Origin of the sequence: Bradyrhizobium sp. AUGA SZCCT0169 (assembly GCF_018130085.1) — a bacterium.
GTDB lineage: Bacteria > Pseudomonadota > Alphaproteobacteria > Rhizobiales > Xanthobacteraceae > Bradyrhizobium.
Genome location: NZ_JAFCMC010000002.1, coordinates 355811 through 373042 on the forward strand (window position 1 = coordinate 355811; position 17232 = coordinate 373042).

At 62.8% G+C, this 17232-nt stretch carries 16 protein-coding genes; 6 read left to right on the forward strand and 10 right to left on the reverse strand.

The window, feature by feature from the left end; all coding sequences use genetic code 11:
- Position 1: 1 nt before the first annotated feature.
- The 6 genes from JQ609_RS03615 to JQ609_RS03640 form a co-directional block, all read right to left on the reverse strand.
- Complete coding sequence (locus tag JQ609_RS03615; protein WP_212205568.1) at positions 2-496, reverse strand: tripartite tricarboxylate transporter TctB family protein; 495 nt, start codon at positions 494-496, stop codon at positions 2-4.
- Positions 497-585: 89 nt separating this feature from the next.
- Positions 586-1590: a tripartite tricarboxylate transporter substrate binding protein gene (locus JQ609_RS03620; RefSeq protein WP_212272027.1), complete on the reverse strand. Its 1005-nt coding sequence runs from the start codon at positions 1588-1590 to the stop codon at positions 586-588.
- Between the two features lie 553 nt (positions 1591-2143).
- Positions 2144-2281 carry a hypothetical protein gene (locus JQ609_RS03625; RefSeq protein ID WP_212272028.1) on the reverse strand — a complete coding sequence of 46 codons (138 nt, stop codon included), beginning with the start codon at positions 2279-2281 and terminating at the stop codon, positions 2144-2146.
- A gap of 205 nt (positions 2282-2486) precedes the next feature.
- Positions 2487-3764 carry a formyl-CoA transferase gene (gene frc / locus JQ609_RS03630; protein WP_212272029.1) on the reverse strand — a complete coding sequence of 426 codons (1278 nt, stop codon included), beginning with the start codon at positions 3762-3764 and terminating at the stop codon, positions 2487-2489.
- A 60-nt stretch (positions 3765-3824) separates the two neighbouring features.
- Positions 3825-5558 carry an oxalyl-CoA decarboxylase gene (gene oxc / locus JQ609_RS03635; RefSeq protein ID WP_212205590.1) on the reverse strand — a complete coding sequence of 578 codons (1734 nt, stop codon included), beginning with the start codon at positions 5556-5558 and terminating at the stop codon, positions 3825-3827.
- A gap of 79 nt (positions 5559-5637) precedes the next feature.
- A complete protein-coding gene (locus JQ609_RS03640) occupies positions 5638-6333 on the reverse strand; it encodes a GntR family transcriptional regulator (protein ID WP_212205936.1) in 696 nt (231 codons plus the stop codon).
- Between the two features lie 214 nt (positions 6334-6547).
- Here JQ609_RS03640 and JQ609_RS03645 point away from each other — a divergent pair, with 214 nt between their 5' ends.
- The 6 genes from JQ609_RS03645 to JQ609_RS03670 all read left to right on the forward strand — a co-directional run bounded on the left by JQ609_RS03645 (position 6548) and on the right by JQ609_RS03670 (position 13194).
- Positions 6548-8677, forward strand: coding sequence for an acetate--CoA ligase family protein (locus tag JQ609_RS03645; protein ID WP_212272030.1), 2130 nt, complete (start codon positions 6548-6550; stop codon positions 8675-8677).
- Between the two features lie 120 nt (positions 8678-8797).
- Entirely contained in the window at positions 8798-9646 is an 849-nt protein-coding gene (locus tag JQ609_RS03650; RefSeq protein ID WP_212272031.1) for an IclR family transcriptional regulator, read from the forward strand.
- 196 nt (positions 9647-9842) lie between these two features.
- Complete coding sequence (locus tag JQ609_RS03655) at positions 9843-10811, forward strand: tripartite tricarboxylate transporter substrate binding protein (protein WP_212272032.1); 969 nt, start codon at positions 9843-9845, stop codon at positions 10809-10811.
- Positions 10808-11293 carry a tripartite tricarboxylate transporter TctB family protein gene (locus JQ609_RS03660; protein ID WP_212272033.1) on the forward strand — a complete coding sequence of 162 codons (486 nt, stop codon included), beginning with the start codon at positions 10808-10810 and terminating at the stop codon, positions 11291-11293. Before JQ609_RS03655 ends, JQ609_RS03660 begins: the two co-directional genes overlap by 4 nt.
- Positions 11293-12792: a tripartite tricarboxylate transporter permease gene (locus JQ609_RS03665; RefSeq protein WP_212272034.1), complete on the forward strand. Its 1500-nt coding sequence runs from the start codon at positions 11293-11295 to the stop codon at positions 12790-12792. The genes JQ609_RS03660 and JQ609_RS03665 overlap by 1 nt, the downstream gene beginning before the upstream one ends.
- 81 nt (positions 12793-12873) lie before the next feature.
- A complete protein-coding gene (locus JQ609_RS03670; protein ID WP_212272035.1) occupies positions 12874-13194 on the forward strand; it encodes a DUF6665 family protein in 321 nt (106 codons plus the stop codon).
- Between the two features lie 30 nt (positions 13195-13224).
- Here the strand turns inward: JQ609_RS03670 and JQ609_RS03675 are convergent, their stop codons facing one another.
- The 4 genes from JQ609_RS03675 to JQ609_RS03690 form a co-directional block, all read right to left on the reverse strand.
- Positions 13225-14187: an aldolase/citrate lyase family protein gene (locus JQ609_RS03675; RefSeq protein WP_212272036.1), complete on the reverse strand. Its 963-nt coding sequence runs from the start codon at positions 14185-14187 to the stop codon at positions 13225-13227.
- A gap of 238 nt (positions 14188-14425) precedes the next feature.
- The gene (locus JQ609_RS03680; protein ID WP_212205604.1) at positions 14426-14569 is read right to left on the reverse strand and encodes a bacteriocin; all 144 of its coding nucleotides are present in this window, start codon (positions 14567-14569) and stop codon (positions 14426-14428) included.
- A gap of 140 nt (positions 14570-14709) precedes the next feature.
- Entirely contained in the window at positions 14710-15297 is a 588-nt protein-coding gene (locus tag JQ609_RS03685; RefSeq protein ID WP_212272037.1) for an N-acetyltransferase, read from the reverse strand.
- 142 nt (positions 15298-15439) lie between these two features.
- On the reverse strand, positions 15440-16858 hold the full coding sequence (locus JQ609_RS03690; RefSeq protein WP_249127583.1) for an APC family permease: 1419 nt from the start codon (positions 16856-16858) through the stop codon (positions 15440-15442).
- Between the last annotated feature and the right edge of the window lie 374 nt (positions 16859-17232).

A 17232-nucleotide genomic window follows, 5' to 3' on the forward strand; every position in this document is an offset into this window, starting at 1 on the left:
TCTAGAGACCAAGCCATTCCTCGATCGGTCCCTTGGGCAGCGGAACCAGAAACCAGCGTTCGAAAATCAGGTAGGTAGCGATCGGCATGCCGAGCGCCACGGCAGCGACAATGGGCCAGCTGTACTTGCCGAGCCATCGCATGAACCAGCCGATGAAGATGATGGAAGCGAGATAGAGGCCGCTGAACGGCATCACGCCGACATAGATCGCGGTCGGTATGACGACGCTCAGGACCTGGCGCAGCTGTCCCCATTCCGCAAACAGCGCGTCGTCTCCGTCACGCAGCCCGTTCCAGAGATTGATCGCACTGGAGGCGATAATGAAGATCCCGATGTAGAACGGGAAGAAACCGGCGCGCGGTCCCTCCGCGCCCCAATTGATTCCGGCCTTCAGGCTGCCGTAGACGACGATCGCGCCGAACAACGCGATCAGCAGCGTAACGCCGGCTTCCACGGCCTTGTGGGTCGGGCCGGCGTGCGGGCTATTCGTGGTCATTCAAACTCCATCCGGAATCACGGTTCTGGGTTCGCAGCGCTTTATGCGCTGCGCATTGGCCGGCGTACGCGACGTGACTAAGCTCGGTTTCAGGGAGCAGCGAGGAAACCGGCTTCTTTCATCAAGGCTTCGTGGCGCTTCTCTTCCGTCTCGACCCATTTGGCGTATTCAGCCCCGGTCAGGAAGGTGGTGTTGAAGGCGCCGCTCTTCATGAAGTCCTGCCACTCCGGCGTAGCCCGCACCTTCTTGAACAACTCGACGTAATATTCGACCTGGTCCTTGGTGGCTTTGGGCGACATGAAGATGCCGCGCAGCATCAGGTATTCGATGTCGAGGCCCTGCGACTTGCAGGTCGGAATATCCTTCCAGCCTTTGCCGTCCGCGACGACTTCGTCATAGGTCATCTGCTTGGCGTCGAACACGCAGAGCGGACGAAGTTTGCCGCCCCGCCATTGCGCCACTGCCTCGATCGGATTGTTGACCGTGGAATCGACGTGGTTGCCGACCAGTTGGACCGCGACCTCTCCGCCGCCCTTGTAGGGAATGTAGGTGAACTTGGTGCCGATAGCCTTCTCGAGCGCGACCGTGATGATCTGGTCTTCCTGCTTCGATCCGGTGCCGCCCATCTTCATGCCGCCGGCAGGCGCCTGCTTCACGGCAGCGACGTAGTCCTTGACGGTGGTATAGGGCTTCTCGGCGTTGACCCACAGCACGAACTCGTCGAGCGCCAGCATCGCGACCGGCGTCATGTCCTTCCAGTTGAAGGGGATGCCTGTCGCAAGCGGTGTCGTGAACAGGTTGGACAGGGTGATGATGATCTTGTGGGGATTGTTTCCCGAACCCTTGACGTCGAGAAAGCCTTCGCCGCCGGCGCCACCTGACTTGTTGATGACGACCATCGGCTGCTTCATCAGGCTGTGTTTTGTCACGATGCCCTGGATGGTGCGGGCCATCTGGTCGGCGCCGCCGCCGGTGCCGGCGGGTACGATAAACTCGACCGGGCGAACCGGCTCCCATGCGGCGGAGGCGGACATATTGCCCGCGCCGAAGATGGCAATCGCGGCTAACGCGGTATGCAAGACAGAATGCTTCATTTGGCGTACTCCCCGTAAAATTTAAAAGCGCCGTTCTTTGCCGGCTTTGTCTTTAACTCAACTCTTAACTCAACTCTTAACTCAACACTTCTGATCCAGCCCGGATTTCCCCACTTGTTCGGTTATCTCACGAGGTTTGGTCAGATGGCATTGCAGGTCAGGGTTGCAGGCGAAACTGAATTGTAGGCCTGACCTCTCGGCGCAGCATCCGCGTCTTTCGGATAAGTGTGAACTGCGAACCGCGGCACCGCCTGCGTATGTCGCCGCCTTGGCGCCGTAGCGCCTGCCGCCATCCTCCTGTCGCCTCCGTTCGTTGTTGGGCCGGAACGCTTGGGAGACATATTGGTATGCGATATGCCAATACTGCAAACGAATAGTGACGCCAAAGCATAGCTCGGGCGATTTGTCGCAGTTGGAGCCTTGACCTGGAATGCTTACGGGGGCGCCAGATAAGGCGTCAAAAAAGAGGCCCCGGAAAACCGGGGCCTTTAGTCTGGGAGGAAACTTGAAGTGGTCGAACCTGAAAACGCAGTCAATACTGCGCCTTAGCGGCTCAGAGACCGAAACGGGGGAGGTCGCCGTTGCGAATGGCGATGCGGGAGCTCGCGGTCAGCAGGCGGTCGATGGAGGCCATCAGGCGGCCGAAGAATGTGCTGGAGGGCATGAGGCCGATGGAGGCGGTCTTGGACATTTGGTCCCCTTTTCTCTTTCGCGGAGTGGCTCCGCTTCGTGATCTCCACCGAATTTATGTATACCAGATGCCAGAAACAACGCATTTGTTTGCATAGCAGCAAAGAGGCTTCTGCATTGCAACATTAATGACGTATCGAGGTTCCGAATAACGAAAAGGCCGCCGGAAACCGGCGGCCTTGGTTTTTTCGGAAGGAAAGAGCGGCTTATTCGGCCGCCTGCTTGCGCGGCGGATCGAGCGCGCCGGAGTCGTGGATCTCGGCCACTTGGTGATCGCTGAAGCCGAGCACCTGGCGCAGGATCTCGTCGGTGTGCTCGCCGAGCAGCGGCGAGCGCGTCACCTCGCTCGGGCTGTCGGACATCTTGATCGGATTGCCGACCGAAAAATACTTGCCGCGGGTCGGGTGATCGACCTCGACCACGGTGCCGGTCGCGCGCAGCGACTGGTCCTCGATGATCTCCTTCATCGACAGGATCGGGCCGCAGGGGATGTCGTCCTTGTTCAGGATTTCCATCGCCTCGAATTTTGTCTTCGTCATCGTCCACTGCTCGATGCGGGCGAAGATCTCATTCAACCGCGACAGCCGGGCAGGCGGCTTGGCGTAATCGGCGTGGGTCTTCCAACTCGGCTCGCCGATCACGTCGCAAATCTTCTCCCACACCGGCGCCTGGGTGATGAAATAGATGTAGGCGTTGGGATCGCTCTCCCAGCCCTTGCACTTGAGGATACGGCCGGGCTGGCCGCCGCCGGAGTCGTTGCCGGCGCGCGGCACCGCGTCGCCGAACGGAATGCCTTCGCCGAACTGGCTGTATTCCTTCAGCGGGCCATGGGCGAGGCGCTGCTGGTCGCGCAGTTTTACGCGCGCGAGGTTGAGCACGCCGTCCTGCATCGCGGCGGTGACCTTCTGGCCCTGGCCGGTGACGGTGCGCTGATAGAGCGCGGTGACGATGCCGAGTGCGAGATGCAGGCCGGTGCCGCTGTCGCCGATCTGCGCGCCGGTGACCAGCGGCAAGCCGTCGCGGAAGCCGGTGGTCGACGCCGCACCGCCGGTGCACTGCGCGACGTTCTCATACACCTTGCAATCTTCGTAAGGGCCGGGGCCAAAGCCCTTGATCGATGCAACGATCATCTTCGGGTTGATTGCGTGGATCTTCTCCCAGGGGAAGCCCATGCGATCGAGCACGCCGGGGCCGAAATTCTCCACCAGCACGTCGCAGCTCTTGATCAGCGCGGTCAGGACTTCCTTGCCCTTCGGGTTCTTGGTGTCGAGCGTGATCGAGCGCTTGTTGTGGTTCAGCATGGTGAAATACAGGCTGTCCACATTGGGAATGTCCTGCAGCTGGCCGCGCGTGATGTCGCCGACGCCGGGACGCTCGACCTTGATCACGTCGGCGCCGAACCAGGCCAGCAACTGCGTGCAGGTCGGACCCGACTGAACGTGGGTGAAATCGAGAATGCGAACGCCCTCGAGCGCCTTTGTCATATTGCTTGCTCCGTACTCTGTATGCCCTGCAACGCGCAGGATGGATTGGTGGAAATCGGATTATTTCTTCTTCAGCACGCTTTGCGGATTGAGGTTGCCGATGCGGCCGCTCTCGGAGCCGGCCGCGGGATCGATCACCGCGTTGATCAGCGTCGGCTTGCCGGAATCCATCGCGGCGTTGACCGCGCGCTTCAGTTCATCCGGCGAGGTGGCGTGGACGCCGACACCGCCGAACGCTTCCATCATCTTGTCGTAGCGCGAGCCCTTGACGAACACCGTGGGCGCCGGATCGGAGCCGACCGAGTTCACGTCGGTGCCGCGATAGATGCCGTCATTGTTGAAGATCACGATGCAGACCGGCAGGTTATAGCGACAGATGGTCTCGACCTCCATGCCGGAGAAACCGAACGCCGAGTCGCCCTCGACCGCGAGCACCGGCTTGCCGGTTTCGATCGCGGCGGCGATGCAATAGCCCATGCCGATGCCCATCACCCCCCAGGTGCCGACGTCGATGCGCTTGCGCGGCTGGTACATGTCGATGACGCCGCGGGCGAGATCGAGCGTGTTGGCGCCTTCATTGACGAGGATGGCGTCGGGCCGTTCCTTGATGATGGTTCGGAGCACGCCGAGCGCGCCGTGATAATCCATCGGCGAGTTGTTGTTCATCAGCCGCGGCGCCATCTTGGCGACGTTCTCTTCGCGCTTCTTGGTCACCGCGCCGGTCCAGTCGGAAGGCGCCGCCGCCCAGTTCGCGCCCATGCCTTCGAGCAGCGCCGAGACACAGGAGCCGATGTCGCCGACTACGGGGGCGACGATCTCGACGTTGGAGTCCATTTCCTTCGGCTCGATGTCGATCTGGATGAACTTCTTCGGCGCTTCGCCCCAGGACTTGCCCTTGCCGTGCGACAACAGCCAGTTGAGACGCGCACCGATCAGCATCACGACGTCGGCGTCTTTCAGAACGGTCGAGCGCGCCGCACCCGCGCACTGCGGATGGGTGTCGGGCAGCAGTCCCTTGGCCATGCTCATGGGCAGGAACGGAATGCCGCTCTTCTCGACGAAGCTCTTGATCTCATCATCGGCTTGCGCGTAGGCCGCACCCTTGCCGAGGATGATCAGCGGACGCTTTGCGCCCTTGAGCACGTCGAGCGCGCGTTTCACCGCTGACGGGGCGGGGATCTGCGCCGGAGCGGCGTCGATCACCTTCACCAGCGACTTCTGTCCGGCCTCGGCATCCATCACCTGACCGAACAATTTCGCGGGCAGATCGAGATAGACACCGCCCGGACGGCCCGAGACCGCGGCGCGGATCGCGCGTGCCAGGCCAATGCCGATGTCCTGGGCATGCAACACGCGGAACGCCGCCTTGCACAGCGGCTTTGCGATCGCGAGCTGATCCATCTCTTCATAGTCGCCCTGCTGCAGGTCGACGATCTCGCGCTCGGACGAACCGGAGATCAGGATCATCGGGAAGCAGTTGGTGGTGGCGTGGGCGAGGGCGGTGAGGCCGTTGAGGAAGCCGGGCGCCGAAACCGTGAGGCAGACGCCGGGCTTCTTGGTCAGGTAGCCGGCGATAGAGGCGGCATTGCCGGCATTCTGTTCGTGGCGGAACGAGATCACGCGAATGCCCGCGGCCTGCGCCATGCGGCCGAAATCCGTGATCGGAATGCCGGGCACGCCGTAGATCGTGGTAAGGCCGTTGAGCTTCAGCGCATCGATCATGAGATTAAAGCCGTCGGTAAGCTCACGTTCGGCTTGATTGGTATCGATGCTCTTGGCTGCGGTTACGGACATTCCACTTTCTCCCTGATCGTGTGTGATTCGGACGAGTTGATCGTCTTCTGCTGTGAAGTTGGTCTAACTGGACAATTCTCTAACTAAACAGTTCCTGACCGTGCGCTTCGACATAGGCGGCGAGGCCCAGCGTGTGATCGCGTGCGCGCTTTTCGGCGAGCTCGGTGTCGCGCGCTTCCAGCGCTTCGATGATGGCCAGATGCTCGGGCAGCGAGGTCGCGGTGCGATCGGTGCGGCCGATCGTCAATTGCCGGTAGCCGCGCACATGCAACAGGATGTCGTTGGTCATATCGACCAGCACCGGCGATTCCGACAGCGAGATCAGCGCCTGGTGGAAGGCGATATTGGCCTTGGAATATTCCTCGACATGGTCCTGCGGCAGGCGGTCCTTGCCGAAGTCCTTGAAGAAATCGCGCAGCGCCGTGATGTCTTTCTTGCGCGCGGTGGTGGTGATCAAGCGCGCGGCCATGCTCTCGAGCGCCGCCCAGGCGCGGATCATGTCGACGATCTCGGTCTTGGTGCGGCGGACCACGACGATGCCGCGGCGTGGCACGGTTTTGACGAAACCGTCCTGCTCCAGCATCGCGATGGCTTCGCGAATTGGGGTGCGGCTGACGCCGAGGCGTTCGGACAACGCGCGTTCGTCGAGCATCACCTGCTCGGGCGTCGCATAGATATCCATCTTGAGAATAGCTTCCTTCAAGGCCTCATAGGCCTTGTTCTTGAAGCTCGTCTCAGGTGCAATCCGGACGATTGCGATATCTGCTTCAGCCATTGCAGGCGTCGCCTTGGGTTGTTTGCGTGCGGGCACGATTCGTCTCCTCCAGTGGGAGACGTGTTGTAGCAGGGAATTGCCATAATATTTTTGGCATACCAAATACCAGGATGTCAAGTTGCCCGTGTTTTCAGCGTTTCCAGGTCACCGGACCGCTTGACAATCTCGTCGCTGGCATACCAAATGCCATAAAATATGCCCCAGGAGGAAGTCCATGTCGAATTCCAAAGATGCGGTCCGCAAAGTTCTCGATGCGGTGAAGGCCGATAAGCGCACCAGCCTGACGGCCCCGGAGGGCAAACTGGTCTGCGATGCCTACGGAATTCCGGTTCCGAAGGAGGGCGTGGCCAAATCCGCGGCCGAGGCTGCCAAGCTCGCGTCCGACATGGGTTTTCCGGTCGTGATGAAGATCGTCTCGCCGGACATTCTCCACAAGACCGAGGCCGGCGGCGTCATGGTCGGCGTCAAGTCGGCTGCCGACGCGGAAAAGAACTACGAGACCATTCTGGCCAACGCCAAGAAGTACAAGGCGGACGCCAAGATCGAGGGCATCCAGGTTCAGCAGATGCTGGCCGGCGGCACCGAGGTCATCGTCGGCTCCATCACCGATGGATCGTTCGGCAAGCTGGTGGCCTTCGGCCTCGGCGGCGTACTGGTCGAAGTTTTGAAAGACATCACCTTCCGCCTGGCGCCCGCCACCAAGGACGACGCGCTGTCGATGCTCGACGGCATCCAGGCCAATGAGATGCTGAAGGGCGTGCGCGGCGGCGATCCGGTCAACCGCGAGGCGCTGGCCGCAGTCATCGTCAAAGTGTCGCAGCTCGTCAGCGACTTCCCCGAAATCGTCGAACTCGATCTCAACCCGGTATTCGCCACCAAGAACGACGCGATCGCCGCCGACGTGCGCATCGTCGTCGACTTCGACTACCAGCCGCGTCCGGCGCCGCGCCCGACCGAAGAAATCGTCACCGCGATGAACCGCATCATGCAGCCGAAGGCGGTCGCCGTGATCGGCGCTTCCGCCGAGGACGGCAAGATCGGCAACTCGGTGATGAAGAACCTGATCAACGGCGGATATAAGGGCGATATCTACCCGATCCATCCGAAGGCCGCCGAGATCCTGGGTTACAAGGCCTACAAGAGCGTCAAGGACGTTCCCGGCGTGATCGACACCGCGGTGTTCGCGATCCCGGCAAAGTTCGTCGCCGGCGCATTGGTCGAATGCGGCGAGAAGAAAATTCCGGGCGCGGTGCTGATCCCGTCGGGCTTTGCCGAAGCGGGCGCACCCGAGTTGCAGGCTGAAATCGTCGAGGTCGGCAAGAAGTACAACGTCCGCCTGATGGGGCCGAACATCTACGGCTTCTACTATACCTGGTCGAACCTCTGCGCCACGTTCTGCACCGCTTACGACGTCAAGGGCCATGCGGCGCTGTCGTCGCAGTCCGGCGGCATCGGCATGGCGATCATCGGCTTTTCGCGCTCGGCGAAAATGGGCGTCTCGGCGATCGTCGGTCTCGGCAACAAGTCCGACATCGACGAGGATGATCTGCTCGCCTTCTTCGAGCAGGACCCCAACACCAATTTGATCGCCCAGCACTGCGAAGACCTGAAGGACGGCCGCGCCTTTGCGGATGCTGCCAAGCGCGTCTCCAAGAAGAAGCCGGTCGTGGTGCTCAAGGCCGGCCGCACCTCGGCCGGCGCCAAGGCCGCGTCGTCGCACACCGGCGCGCTTGCCGGCAACGACAAGATCTATGAGGACGTCTTCAAGCAATCCGGCGTGATCCGCGCGCGCAGTCTGCGCCAACTGCTCGAATTCGCGCGCGGCATGCCTGTCTTGCCGACGCCGAAGGGCGAGAACGTACTCATCATCACCGGCGCCGGCGGCTCCGGCGTGCTGCTGTCGGACTCCTGTGTGGATAACGGTCTGTCGCTGATGGCGATGCCGCCGGATCTCGACGCGGCGTTCCGCAAATTCATCCCGCCCTTCGGCGCGGCAGGAAATCCTGTGGATATCACCGGCGGCGAACCGCCGATCACCTACATCAACACGGTGAAGCTCGGCCTGTCGGATGAGCGCATCCACTCGCTGATCCTCGGCTACTGGCACACCATCGTCACGCCGCCGATGGTGTTCGCCCGCAACATGGTCGAGGTGAAGAAGGAGATGGAGGCCAAGGGCTTTGTGAAGCCGATCGTCGCCTCGCTCGCCGGCGATGTCGAAGTCGAGGAGGCCGCCGAATATCTCTACCAGAACGGCATCCCGGCCTATGCGTACTCGACCGAACTGCCGGTCGAAGTGCTGGGCGCCAAGTACAAGTGGGCGCGCGGCGCGAGCCTGCTCTGAGAGCAACGATCCATGCCGCTTCGGTTCGCCGAAGCGGCATTTCTATTTGACGAACGAAGCCTACGGAACTTGCCGACCGACGCGCTAGCAGTCTGACGTTACGGATGGATGCAGGTCGCGATGAAGCGAAACGTGATCCGGCGCAAACCACTCGAGCCGAAATCAGGCCCGGACAGTGAGGCCGAACAGAGGGACGGCGGCGTGCAGTCCGTCGATCGCGCGCTCTCGATCATCGAAACGCTTGCCGAAGACGACGAGGGCTATCGCCTGAGCGATCTTGCGATCCGCACCGGGCTGTCGACCTCGACCGTGCACCGGCTGCTGTCGACGCTGGAAAGCCGGCGCTTCGTGCAGTTCGACCGTACCGAATCGAAATGGCATGTCGGCGCGCGCGCCTTTACGGTCGGCGCGACCTTTGCCCGGCGCCGCAATTTTTCCGCGCAGGCCGTGCCTTACTTGCGCAGATTGCGCGACCTGACGCGCGAGACCGCCAATCTGGCCGTCGTCGATGACGAGTTCATCGTCGTGCTGACGCGGATGGAAAGCCGCGAGATCATGCGGTCACTCACACAAGTCGGCGGCCGCGTCGCGATGGTAGCGTCCGGCGTCGGCAAGGCCGTGCTCGCGACTTGGTCCGACGAGGACGTCAACGCGATCATCCGCCATCACGGCATGCCGCGCCTGACCGAAAAGTCTATCGTGCGGCCGAGCGATCTGTTCAAGGAGCTCGAAAAAGTCCGCCGCCAGGGTTTTGCCATCGACGACGAGGAAGCCTGCATGGGCCTGCGCTGCATCGCCGCCGTGGTCTACAACGATTGCAGCGAGCCGCTGGCCGCAATCTCGGTGTCCGGCATGACCAGCCGGCTCACCGACGATCGCCTGCCGTCGCTGGGCCAGACCGTCCGCGAGGTGGCGGCCGAACTGACGCTGGCGCTCGGGGGCGTGATGCCGGTGGCGAAACCGGCCTGAGCAGCGGAAGTTTTGGCGAAAACGCCGCCGGATGTCTTGGCCGGTCGGCAGACAATACCGCCCCGACGTTTTCGCTGCGGAACATCACGACGGCGAACAGTCCGTCTGGACAGCGGCGGCTTTTCCGGCTGATATGCGACGAAATGACACGATGCGGCAAATGCGTAGCCATCCGCATCAGCCTGGAGGAACTCCCATGATCCCGTTTTATACGCGCCTCATCGGCGCGGCGGTCGCGCTGACGCTCGCGGCAGCCAGCCCGGCGCTGTCGCAGCAGCTCGAACTCAAGGTGATGGCGCCCGCAGCGCCCGGCGGCGGGTGGGATCAGACCGCCCGGGCGATGCAGCAGGCGCTTGTCGCGGCCGGTATCGCGGGCAGCGTCCAGGTCACCAATGTTGCCGGTGCGGGCGGCAGCGTCGGCATCGCGCAGTTCGTCAACGGCGCCAAGGGCGACGGTAACCAGATGATGGTGAACGGCTTCGTCATGGTCGGCGCGCTCGCCATGAACAAATCGCCGGTCACGCTCGAGCAGGTGACGCCGATTGCGCGCCTCACCGAGGAGATCCAGGTCATCGTCGTGCCGGCGAGTTCGCCGATCAAGACGGCACAGGATCTGGCTGCCGCGCTCAAGGCCGATATCGCCAAGGTCACCTTCGCCGGCGGCTCGGCCGGCGGCGTCGACCATGTGATGGCGGCATTGTTCGCGGGCGCCGTCGGCGCCGACGCCAAGAAGGTCAACTACATTCCGTTTTCCGGAGGTGGCGAGTCGCTGGCGGCCATCCTTGGCGGGAAGGTCACCGCGGGCATTTCGGGAATGAGCGAATATGACGGTCAGATCAAGTCCGGCAAACTGCGCGCGATCGGCGTGACCTCGGAAAAGCGGATCCCCGGCAGCGATATTCCGACCTTCAAGGAGCAGGGCATTGACCTCGTGCTGGCCAATTGGCGCGCGGTGATGGCGCCTCCCGGCATCACGGCGGAACAGAAGAAGACGCTGAGCGATGCGGTGGAGAAGATGGTCAAGTCCGACGCCTGGAAAGAGGTTCTCAAGCAGAAGGGCTGGGATAACGCCTATCTTTCCGGCGACGCGTTCGCGGATTTCCTGAAGAAGGAAACGGTGCGCGTCACCGACGTGCTGAAGTCGGTCGGCCTCGTCAAATCATGAGCGACCTTCCGCAGGGGGCGGCGGAGCGGCGCATCGACTCCGCGGGCGTTGTCATTGCGCTCGCGCTCGCGGCGTTGGCCGCGGTGCTGGTGTGGGACGCGAGCCAGCTGCAATCCAACAATCCCTACGGCATGGGGCCTCACGTGATGCCTGTTGTCATCGCCGTGGGGCTCGGCATTCTCGCGATCGGCAATCTGGTGGAGGCGCTGCGCGGCAATCTGCCGGCACGCGAGAGTGCCGATGCCAAAGCGGTGTGGCTGATTCTCGGCGGGTTGGCGCTGTTGATCGCCATCATCGGTCTTGGCGGCGGCTTTATCCCGGCGACCACGGCATTGTTCGTCGCCACGGCGACGGCCTTCGGGCGACGCGCCATTCTCGCCGATCTCGCCATCGGCTTCGTAATGACCACCCTGATCTATGTCGCCTTCAGTCGCCTGCTGACGTTGAGCCTTCCCGCCGGCCCGCTGGAAAGGCTGTTTTGATGGACGCCTTCGTCGCACTCGCTAACGGCATGGCTGTCGCTATGCAGCCCATGAACATGCTCTATGCGTTGATCGGCGTGCTGCTCGGCACCGCGGTTGGCGTGTTGCCCGGCATAGGGCCTGCGCTCACCGTCGCCTTGCTGCTGCCGGTGACCTACAAGCTCGATCCCGGCGGTTCGCTGATCATGTTCGCCGGCATCTATTATGGCGGCATGTATGGCGGATCCACCACCGCCATCCTCATCAACACGCCCGGCGAGAGCGCATCGATGGCGACCGCGCTGGAGGGCAACAAGATGGCCAAGGCCGGCCGCGGCGGGCCTGCACTGGCGACCGCCGCAATCGGCTCGTTTGTCGCCGGCACCATCGCCACCATTGGTCTCGCCTTTCTGGCGCCTTGGCTGGTCGACTTTGCGGTGCACTTCGGGCCGGAAGATTATTTTGCGTTGATGTGCGTGGCTTTCGTCACAGTGTCGGCAACCTTCGGAAGTTCGCCGATCCGCGGACTGACCAGCCTGTTCATCGGGCTGACGCTCGGGCTCGTCGGCATCGACAAGCTCACCGGCCAGCCCCGGCTCGCCTTCGGCATCCCCGAACTGCTCGACGGCGTCGAAGTGACGACGCTGGCGGTCGGCCTGTTCGCGGTGGGGGAGGCGCTCTACGTCGTCTCGCGCCGTCATCACTCCGAAGAAAAGCTCGAGCCGGTGCGCGGCTCGCTATGGATGACCAAAGAGGACTGGCAACGGTCGTGGAAACCGTGGCTGCGCGGCACCATGTTCGGTTTTCCGATCGGCGCGCTGCCCGCCGGCGGCGCGGAGATTCCAACCTTTCTGTCTTATTCAACTGAAAAGAGGCTGTCGAAACACCCCGAGGAATTCGGCAAGGGCGCAATCGAAGGCGTCGCGGGGCCGGAAGCCGCCAACAACGCATCCGCCGCCGGCACCCTCGTGCCGCTCTTGACGCTGGGGCTTCCGACCTCGGCTACCGCCGCGATGATGCTGGCGGGCTTTCAGCAATACGGCCTGAACCCGGGACCGCTGCTGTTCGCGGAGCGGCCCGATCTGGTGTGGGGTCTGATCGCCAGCCTGTTCATCGCTAACGTCATGCTGCTGGTGCTCAACCTGCCGCTGGTCGGCCTGTGGGTGAAACTGCTCGCGATCCCGCAGCCGTGGCTGTACGCCGGCATTCTGGTGTTTGCGACCACCGGCACCATTGCGGCAAAACCGTCGGTGGTCGAACTATCGATGCTGGCGGGTTTCGGCGTGATGGGCTTCCTGATGCGCCGGTTCGATTTTCCGATCGCGCCAGTCGTGGTCGGTCTCATCTTGGGGCCGATCGCCGAAAGCCAGTTGCGCCGCGCGATGTCGATCAGCCTCGGCGATCCCATGGCGCTGCTGCAAAGCCCGATGTCGGCGACGCTGCTCGGCATCGCGCTGATCGCGCTGGTGGCGCCGTTCGTGATGCAGGGGCTGGGCCGGTTCAAGGCGAACGAGGATTAGGGGCGCGCCTGTCTTGAACGGCCCCGTACCGGCCAATATTATAAGAGCTAGTTGGCAGGCCATCTTTCGGAGCGCGCCGCTATGGCGTTGAATTTACTTCAATCCGGATTCGCAACGCTCCAATACGAGATCGCCGAGGAGAGGGCGTCAGCGCTCGGACGGCTTGGACGGCGGCTCGAGGCCGCGCTGACGGAACTCGCCGCATGTCCGCGGACTGCCGACACCGATCGAAAAATCCGCGATGGTCTCGTCGAACAGGCGGGATATGCGCTCTGGCTCTTCGTCGTGCAGCGCGAGGCCTGCGGTCTCAACAAGATCGACCACGTGATCAAGCTCTACGGGGTGCCGAACGAGGTGCTTGCCCGCATGGGGCCGTTGCCGAAAGCCCGCCCTCCGGCGTGATCCTGGCGCCGCTCCAATCCGCTCGACGCGCTACACCGGCAGCTTCCGCTTCTGGTGAGCCCGGCCCCTGATGGCGGCGGCCTCGCTATGCCCCGCGATCACGCGCACGCCCTCGTCAATCCGTGTCGTGATATTGTCCGCCGTGCAGCCTTGCAGGAACGCGACGCCGTTGGTGCGGCAGGCCGCCAGAATGCGGTCGCGCGCGGCCTGCATTTCCCGCGGAAAGGGTTCGCGAGGAATTTTGCGATAGCCGAGCGAAAGACTGAGGTCGCCCGGGCCGATCTCGGCAAATCCCAGTCCGGGCACGCCAAGGATCTCCTCGCAATTGGCGACGCCTTCGGGGCTTTCCAGCTTCACGCCCAGCAACAGTTCACCTTTCGGATTGAGCGGCCAGGGATCGCAGCGTTCCATATATTCTTCGGTCGACAGGCCCCACACCGGTGCCGCCGTGGTTTCCGATCCGCGCCCGCGCGTGCCGATGCCGAGCAACTTGCGTCCGGCGGTGTCGGTGCCGCCGTCCTTGGCACGTATCGCTCCCGCCATCCGTGCCAGCGGCGAGGGGATCTCGGGATCGACACCGTCAGTGTTGTGCGGATAGCGGCAGGATTCCACGAAGGCCCGCACCGCGTCGGCGGTTTCCGCCTGGCACAGCAGGATGCCATGCACGCCGCGGCCGAGGATCTGGCGGAACTGCCAGGCGTTGTAACGCACATGCGCGGCGTCGATGCCGTTCACCGGCGCCTCGACGATGACAGTCGGTGTGCGGTGCCCCGACCGTGTCGGCCCGGCATCGACCATGCCGCGCATGTACTCGGCAAGGCCGGCCATATCGAAGGCGCCGTGCTCCATGCCGACATTCATGTAGTCGGCCCAGGTCCCGGCATCGATGCGGCCCTGCGCATGGGTCAGCACATGGCCGCTGTGCGGGCCGTCATAATAGATCGCCTGATCCTGCTCGAGCAGTTCGATGCAGCGACTGATCCGCTTGCCCATCAAGGGTTTCCTCCGACAGTTTCCGGCGGTGCCGGAGCAACGCTAGCACGCTGCCGCGCCACCGTGGGCAGGGGCGGTGATCACGTTCGCGCTGAATGTGCAAAAGCGTTGTGGGGGAAACCAGGAAATGGGCCGCCGCAACCGGCAGCCCAACCAGCGATCGACGGGATGACGCCGTGAAGCCCGGCCGAGGGCCACAGAGCGGACTGTTGCTTCAGTCCGCTCCGCGGGACCGTTGTCATTTGAACATGCCGAGAATCCACTTGATGAGCTGATCCACCGGCGAAGGTTTTGGATAGGGCAGCGAGCCGTCCCTGGACGTAGCCATGCCTCCGTACACCGCGGACAACTCGTCGATGTTCAACTCGTGATCGTTTTGCATCCGTTGATCTCCTCTCAACCGATGGACGCCTCATCCACCGTGCCGGGGAGGGTAGAACGGGCGCTCAGCCGAGGGTGTGATCCACGTCACGAACTGTGCGGGGTGTACGCGGATCCGTTGAACCAATCCGCACTGTGGGCTCAGCGCCGCGCCCGCAGCATTGGCGTCAATGCGGGAGAAGCGCCGCTTTGTATCCTGCCGATAATCTTGAAGCCGTGGCGTTCGTACAGGGAAATGTTGCGCGGGTTCGAGCTTTCGAGGTAGGCGGCGGTGCCCTGCTCGTCGCAGCGTCGAAGCGCGTGTTTCATCAATAGCGCGCCGAGCCCTTGCCCGATCCATTTCGGATCGGCGGCGATCACGGGCAGGTACCAATGCGGCTCGTGCGGATGATGCTCGGCCATGGCCTTCATCACAGCGCCAACATCCTCGGCGATCTCCGGACGCAGCGCCCCTTCCATGGCCGCGTCCATCGCCGTTTCGTCGGGCTCGACGCCCGGCGGCAGCCATAAAGCGGCGGCGCGAGCGTGTTCCGTGATGTCGGCTGTGCCGTGGTCGAACGCGCGGCCGCCAAAGGCTTTGACGAATCGCGGCATCACCCTGAGATATTCGGACGCGTCGGGCCAAACCCACCGCGTCATCGGGTCGGCCGCAAAGCCGAGCACGATGGTGCTGATCACGGTTTTCTCGATGCTTGGGTCCGCGGATTTCACTTCCGGCATCGCCGACATCGGGTCATCCTTCATTTCGATCTGGCCACCGCCAATGTAGGTGTGCGAATGCCTTCTTTCCAGCCGTGAATGCTCGGCATGGTCGGCGAAGCCGATTCCGGCCGCAGCGGCTGGATCCGCAAATCGTCGAAGGCGCGCCCGCTCAGTTGACGGGTCCGCCGCGACCCAGATTTACCGCATCCGGGTCCGCTCGCCTCACCCCGGTTGCCCGATTGACCATGATGGTGACGAACCAGAGCACGACGCCGATTGCGAGCAGGACGCCGGCGACGCGGTACTGCACGGGGTCACGGCCGGTCCAGGGACCGGTCAGGAAAGCACAGAACACCGCCCCCAGGATCGGGAGAATGGTCGGCGTGCGGAAATGCTGATGATCGACACGGTCGCGCCGAAGCACCAGCACCGCAACATTGACCACCGTGAACACGCACAACAAAAGCAGCGCCGTGGTGCCTCCGAGTGCCGGCACCCCGCCGACAAAGGTGATCAGTCCGAAGGCCAGCAGCGTCGTGAAGCCGATCGCGACATAGGGCGTGCGCCGCGTCGCGTGCACCTTGCCGAGGGTGGGCGGCAGCACATGCTCGCGGCTCATGCCGTACACAAGTCGGCTGGCCATCAGCATGTTGATGAGCGCGCTGTTCGCCACCGCGAACATGGTGATGAAGCCGAAGATCCAGAGCGGGAAATTGGGCGCGCCTTTTTGAACCACTTGCAGAAGGGGAGTCTCGCCTTCGCCCAATTGCTCGGGAGCCACCAGCGTGATCGCGGAAATCGAGACCAGCACATAGATGGCACCGGTAATCGCCAGGCCCGCGAGCAGCACCTTTGGGAAGTGACGCGTTGGATCCTTGCATTCCTCGGCCATGTTGACCGAATCTTCAAAGCCCACCATGGCGAAGAAGGCGAGCGTGGTCGCCGCGATCACCGGCCAGAACATGCCGCCATCAGGGGTCGTGCGAAACTGCATCACGCGCGAAACGTCGCCCTGGCCGAGGCCGATGGCCCAAAGGCCGATAACGATAATGATCAAGAGGCCGGTCAGCTCGACGCAGGTGAGCACCACGTTGGCTTTCACGCTTTCGCCGACGCCGCGGAAATTGACCGCGGCAACCACCGCCATGAAAGCAAGACCCGTGACGGTGATGCCAAAACCCGTCAGGCCGAGCCCCATCGCGTGCGACATGTTCGCGGCGAACGCCCGGGAAGCCGTCGATGCCGAGGTGATCCCCGAGCACATCACCGCAAACGCAACGATGAACGTGATGAAATGGATGCCGAAAGCCTTGTGGGTATAGAGGGCGGCGCCCGCCGCTTTCGGATATTTCGTGACCAGCTCGAGATAGCTGAAGGCGGTCACCAGCGCGACCACGAATGCCACCACGAAGGGCAGCCAGACCACCCCGCCTACCTGCTTGGCGACCTGGCCCGTCAGCGCGTAGATCCCGGTTCCGAGAATGTCGCCGACGATAAACAGGAGGAGCAGCCAGGGACCCATGACCCTGTGAAGGCTTGGTTCGACACTGCTTGACTTGGTACCGGCGTTGATGGGGACATCGGTCATCGTACGTCCTTTCCACTCCAGGTAGCGCCGGGGCAGTGTATCGGCAGTTGGCGGCTTGTGGAAGGTGGCTGCGTCGCTGCGCCTGCCAATTTCGACAACCGCTGAAGCGTACGGCAAGGAGGCGCAGGGCACCGAGAAATGCTCACCTTTTGCCCGACGGCTGCGCCCGGCGTAGCCTTGGCGCAGCCGGGGCAAATCAGTTCCGATTGTCAGAAATGATGTCAAGCCCTGAAATAAAAAATATTTCTGTTTACCAGAATGAAAATCAAGTGCATATGTTTGGCCATCCCGTCCTACTCAGAAGGGCGTCGGCCGTCGTCACGGACGTTGGGCGGGTTGCAGTGGACGCTGGTTCACGTCTGACGACGGCGTGG

What these genes read in the sequence shown, in the direction of transcription:
- JQ609_RS03660 (WP_212272033.1), top strand. Translation starts at nt 10,808, where the DNA reads ATGAGCGACCTTCCGCAGGGGGCGGCGGAGCGGCGCATCGACTCCGCG.
- JQ609_RS03670 (WP_212272035.1), top strand. Translation starts at nt 12,874, where the DNA reads ATGGCGTTGAATTTACTTCAATCCGGATTCGCAACGCTCCAATACGAG.
- JQ609_RS03665 (WP_212272034.1), top strand. Translation starts at nt 11,293, where the DNA reads ATGGACGCCTTCGTCGCACTCGCTAACGGCATGGCTGTCGCTATGCAG.
- JQ609_RS03690 (WP_249127583.1), bottom strand. Translation starts at nt 16,858, where the DNA reads ATGACCGATGTCCCCATCAACGCCGGTACCAAGTCAAGCAGTGTCGAA.
- JQ609_RS03650 (WP_212272031.1), top strand. Translation starts at nt 8,798, where the DNA reads ATGAAGCGAAACGTGATCCGGCGCAAACCACTCGAGCCGAAATCAGGC.
- JQ609_RS03620 (WP_212272027.1), bottom strand. Translation starts at nt 1,590, where the DNA reads ATGAAGCATTCTGTCTTGCATACCGCGTTAGCCGCGATTGCCATCTTC.
- JQ609_RS03675 (WP_212272036.1), bottom strand. Translation starts at nt 14,187, where the DNA reads ATGGGCAAGCGGATCAGTCGCTGCATCGAACTGCTCGAGCAGGATCAG.
- JQ609_RS03685 (WP_212272037.1), bottom strand. Translation starts at nt 15,297, where the DNA reads ATGTCGGCGATGCCGGAAGTGAAATCCGCGGACCCAAGCATCGAGAAA.
- JQ609_RS03680 (WP_212205604.1), bottom strand. Translation starts at nt 14,569, where the DNA reads ATGCAAAACGATCACGAGTTGAACATCGACGAGTTGTCCGCGGTGTAC.
- JQ609_RS03655 (WP_212272032.1), top strand. Translation starts at nt 9,843, where the DNA reads ATGATCCCGTTTTATACGCGCCTCATCGGCGCGGCGGTCGCGCTGACG.
- oxc (WP_212205590.1), bottom strand. Translation starts at nt 5,558, where the DNA reads ATGTCCGTAACCGCAGCCAAGAGCATCGATACCAATCAAGCCGAACGT.
- JQ609_RS03615 (WP_212205568.1), bottom strand. Translation starts at nt 496, where the DNA reads ATGACCACGAATAGCCCGCACGCCGGCCCGACCCACAAGGCCGTGGAA.
- JQ609_RS03625 (WP_212272028.1), bottom strand. Translation starts at nt 2,281, where the DNA reads ATGTCCAAGACCGCCTCCATCGGCCTCATGCCCTCCAGCACATTCTTC.
- JQ609_RS03645 (WP_212272030.1), top strand. Translation starts at nt 6,548, where the DNA reads ATGTCGAATTCCAAAGATGCGGTCCGCAAAGTTCTCGATGCGGTGAAG.
- frc (WP_212272029.1), bottom strand. Translation starts at nt 3,764, where the DNA reads ATGACAAAGGCGCTCGAGGGCGTTCGCATTCTCGATTTCACCCACGTT.
- JQ609_RS03640 (WP_212205936.1), bottom strand. Translation starts at nt 6,333, where the DNA reads ATGGCTGAAGCAGATATCGCAATCGTCCGGATTGCACCTGAGACGAGC.